The organism is Pseudonocardia sp. (assembly GCF_025965585.1).
Lineage (GTDB): Bacteria > Actinomycetota > Actinomycetes > Mycobacteriales > Pseudonocardiaceae > Pseudonocardia.
The window spans coordinates 1-3,785 of record NZ_JAOPWR010000079.1 but is presented as its reverse complement, the minus strand read 5'-3'; the positions used below and the strand labels follow the sequence as shown (position 1 = coordinate 3,785).

The 3,785-nt window shown below is 73.7% G+C and carries 3 protein-coding genes and 1 pseudogene; 1 reads left to right on the top strand and 3 read right to left on the bottom strand.

Going from position 1 to position 3,785, the window contains the following annotated elements:
* Positions 1 to 283: 283 nt before the first annotated feature.
* From JWR81_RS05165 to JWR81_RS05155, 3 genes are read right to left on the bottom strand one after another with little or no spacing between them, the layout of a single operon-like run.
* Positions 284 to 742, bottom strand: a complete 459-nt coding sequence (locus JWR81_RS05165; protein WP_297647204.1) for a DUF1801 domain-containing protein — start codon at positions 740 to 742, stop codon at positions 284 to 286.
* Positions 739 to 1,956: a tyrosine-type recombinase/integrase gene (locus tag JWR81_RS05160; RefSeq protein WP_297647201.1), complete on the bottom strand. Its 1,218-nt coding sequence runs from the start codon at positions 1,954 to 1,956 to the stop codon at positions 739 to 741. The genes JWR81_RS05165 and JWR81_RS05160 overlap by 4 nt, the downstream gene beginning before the upstream one ends.
* The gene (locus tag JWR81_RS05155) at positions 1,953 to 3,191 is read right to left on the bottom strand and encodes a cytochrome P450 (RefSeq protein ID WP_297647198.1); all 1,239 of its coding nucleotides are present in this window, start codon (positions 3,189 to 3,191) and stop codon (positions 1,953 to 1,955) included. The genes JWR81_RS05160 and JWR81_RS05155 overlap by 4 nt, the downstream gene beginning before the upstream one ends.
* A 191-nt stretch (positions 3,192 to 3,382) precedes the next feature.
* On the opposite strand from JWR81_RS05155, the pseudogene JWR81_RS05150 reads away from it, so the two are divergent.
* Positions 3,383 to 3,785, top strand: a pseudogene (locus tag JWR81_RS05150) (response regulator receiver protein); the annotation flags it as partial.

The window sequence follows — 3,785 nt, the reverse complement described above, 5'->3', positions numbered from 1 at the left end:
TGCCCCCCGCTACCTGAGCGACGTGCCCAGCGCGGGCTGCACCGTCAACGGCGTTCCTTGTGCGGTGGACTGCTGCGTGCCCGCCACGCGCCCGGTGCGCCCGTCCTGACCCCGCCCGGCGGTGGTGGTGATCGTCGTCTACCTCACGCGGGCACCCCGGCGAGGGGGATGTGGTGCGGTCGGCCGTGATCACGGTCAGTAGAGGACGGCCGTGGTCCGCTCCGCCGCCTCCTTCGCCGCGGTCTCGTCGGTCCCCCCACACCGGCCGCCCGCCACGCGTCGCTCACGCCGGGCCGGCTGATCCCGAGCTCGTCGCGGATGGTGGTGGTGGGTCCCCCTGAGCTCTGCTCACCGATCCAGCCTTGATTTTTCGCCAGCCGCCCGCCCGGTTGTTCGCGATGATCTGCCTGAACATCGCGACGAGGGCCGGCGCGTTGATCGCCTCGCCCTCCCGGAACGCGACGGTGCGGGCCGTGGAGTTGCCGTGGCCGGCGGTGATGATGCCCTCCGGGTCGGGCACGATCGCACCGTCGTAGAGGAAGACGTCGACGTGCGTCCTCGCCGCCAGCAGGGCGCACACGTTGCCCTGGAGCACGAAGTAGGGCTGCCGTGTCCGCTTGATCGTCTCGGTGACGTCGGTGTCGGCCTCGTGCACCAGGCGGCGCACCTCGTGGCAGATGTCCTGCTGCCAGCCGGGCAGGGCGTCGATGTAGGCGTCGACGCGGGGGTCGGTGCCGGTCACGGCTCGCTCCTTAGGCCCGGACGGCCCGGTGCGGGCCGCTCACCGGGGACGTCGACGCCGGGGGGCGCTCCTCGACATGCCTGGACGGCGTCCGCCACGAGATCGGCCGCGGTGGTGTCACGGGTGCGGCGGCCGCGGTCGTAGTGCTGGGTGGTGGCGATCGTGGCGTGCCCGACGTCGGCCTGAACGTGCTGGATGCGGGCGTCCTGCTCGAGCGCGATGGTGACGTAGGCGTGGCGCAGCGCGTGCGGATGGACGCGGTCGGCCACGCCGTCGAGCTCGGGGCCCGCGACCGTGGCGATCCGGCGGAGCTGGGACCACAGGTCGACCCGCGAGCACCGCCCTCCGGCGCGCGTGGCGAGCATCGGGGCGGCGGGGCCGGTCCATCCGCGACGGGCGGGAGCGGCACCGCCGTCGACTCGGTCGCGCTCGCGGAGGTAGGCGTCCAGCGCCTCCCGGACGAGGCCGGTGACGTAGACCTCGCGGTGCAGGCCGCCCTTGCCCAGCACGCGCAGCACGTCCTCGCCGCCGGAGCGGAACAGGTCGTCGCGGTCGAGCCCGGTGACCTCGGAGATCCGCAGGCCCAGCGTGAGCAGCGCGACGAACGCGACGGCGCGGCGCGCGTAGAGCTCGGCATGGCGGCCGCGCACAGTCGGCGCGGCCGCGGCGTCGAGCAGGGCCGCGACCTGCCCGGCGGTGAGCCGGACGGTGGGTGAGGCGTCCCGGGCGGTGGAGGCGAGCCCGAGCCGTGACCGGTTGAGCGCTGCCGGGTTGGCTGCCACCACGCCGGCCTCGGCGAGGTGGCCGTAGAGCGCCGACAGTGTGGAGAGCATCCGCTGCCGCGTCCGGCGTTGGGCCCCGGCCGCGTCGAGGGCGTGCAGCCAGGCCTTGACGTGCGTCGCGGTGGCCGCGCGCGGGTCGAGCGGGATGCGGGCGCACCAGCGGAACCAGGCGAGGTCGTGCAGGGGTCCGGCCGCCGCGGCCGGCGGCCGTCGGCCGGGCCGGTCCGCACCGGGATCCACCCACGCGGTGGGCAGGCCGAGCGCGTAGGCGTACGTGCGGCGGGTGCCGGCGTTGGCGTACTGGGAGAGCCAGTCGGCGAGCTGGGCCCGCAGCGTGTCGGGGTCGTCAACGCCGGGCCAGTCGGTGTCGCCGGGCCCGAGGGTGGCGGGGGAGCGGGGAAGCGACTCCAGGACCGCCAGCGCGTCGGTCACCCGAGGGTGACCGGGAGCGCGTCGGTGCCGAAGACGAACGACAGCTTGCGGTAGGTGAGGTCGTCGGTGGCCAGCGCGATGTCGGGGAAGCGCCGCATCAGCTTCGGGTAGGCCGCGCGCAGCTCCATGCGGGCGAGCTCGGCCCCCACGCAGCGGTGGATGCCGTGCCCGAACGCCAGGTGGGGCCGCGGCGCGCGGTCGGGGTCGAACCCCTCCAGCGAGACGCTGCCGTCGCGGTTGGCGCCGCTGAGCGAGCAGATCACGATGTCGCCCGCGAGGATCTTCGTGCCGCCGACCTCGACGTCCTGCGTGGCGAACCGCGGGAACGCCACCTGGACGACGGTGAGATACCGCAGCAGTTCGTCGACGAACGGGTCGATGGCGTCGTCGCGCTCCTGCAGTGCGCGGCGCGAGTCCGGGTGCTGCAGCAGCACGATCGCGCCGAGCGCCAGCATGCTCGCGGTGGTCTCGAGACCGCCGGTCAGCAGCCCGTCGGCGAGGCCGGCGAGCTCCTCGTCGGAGATGTCGTCGCCGTGATCCTTGACGAGCATCCCGAGCATGCCGTCGCCGGGCTCGGCGCGCTGCTTCTTGACCATGTCCATGAGGTAGGTCAGCGACTCGGAGATGGCCCCGAGCGTGCCGCCGACGCCGCCGAGCAGGTCGAAGCGCGTGGTGGACAGGCGCTGGAAGTCGGCGCGGTCCTCGTACGGGACGCCGAGCAGCTCGCAGATGGCGAGCGACGGGACGGGCAGCGCGAACGACTGCACGAGGTCCACCGAGCCGTGCTCGCGGGCGCGCGCCTCCATCTCGTCGAGCTGGCCGTCGATGATCGCGTCGATGCGTGGCACCAGGCGCTTGAGGCGGTGCCCGGTGAACTCGGGGGTGAGCATCTTGCGCAGCCGCGTGTGGTCGGGCGGATCGGTGAACCCGAGCCCGCCGGGGTTCTGGTCGGCCGTGATGCCGACGGTGCCCACGAGGTGGCTGAAGTCGCTGCTGAACGTGTTGGCAGCGCCCAGCACGGCCTTGGACTCCGCGTACCCGGTGACGATCCACGCCCGCAGTCCGAGCGGCAGCTTCATCTGGCTGACGGGCTCACGCGCCCGCATCTCCCCGAGTCCGGCCACGGGGTCGAGCCCGTCGCGGCGCAGGGGCACGAGCGCCGAGTCCGGCAGCAGCGACAGGAGGGCGTCGGGCGAGCTCTTGCCGCGCCGTCGCGAGATCAGGAGTCGTGCCATGAGGTTGACGATGCGTCCGCGGGCCCCGCGCATGGTCCGACTCTAGCGAGAGGCTCGGCCCGTAGCGGGCAGCCCTGCCGGAGCGGCGACAGCCCACCAACGAAACACCGGTTTCGTTGGCTCGTCGTTCAGATAACGAAACACCGAACCAGATTTCTCGTTTCGTAACTGATAACCGTTAGGCTGCAACCATGATCGACGAGGCCGCACGCTGCGGCTACAGCAAGTGCCGCGCCGAGCTCCCCGGTCCCGGCCCCCAGGGCGGGCGCCGCCGCACCTTCTGCCGCGACACCCGCTGGGAGGGCGGGCGTAGCTGTGCCCAGATGGCGCGTGCCGAACGCGACGCCCTGGACGCGCTGGGGCTGGACTCCTCGCGTGCCGCCTTCGGGCTCGACGCCGACCGGCTGCGCGAGCACGTCGACGCGGTGCGCGGGCCCGTCGCCGCGCTGACCGACGCCCTCGCCGCGGTGACGGGACGGATCGACGAGGTCGAGGCCCACGCCGTCGCCGCCGTGGAGGAGGCCAACCGGCGCGCGGCGGAGGCGGAGAGGACCCGCCTCGCGGCCGAGCAGGCCCGGGACGAGGCCGTGGCCC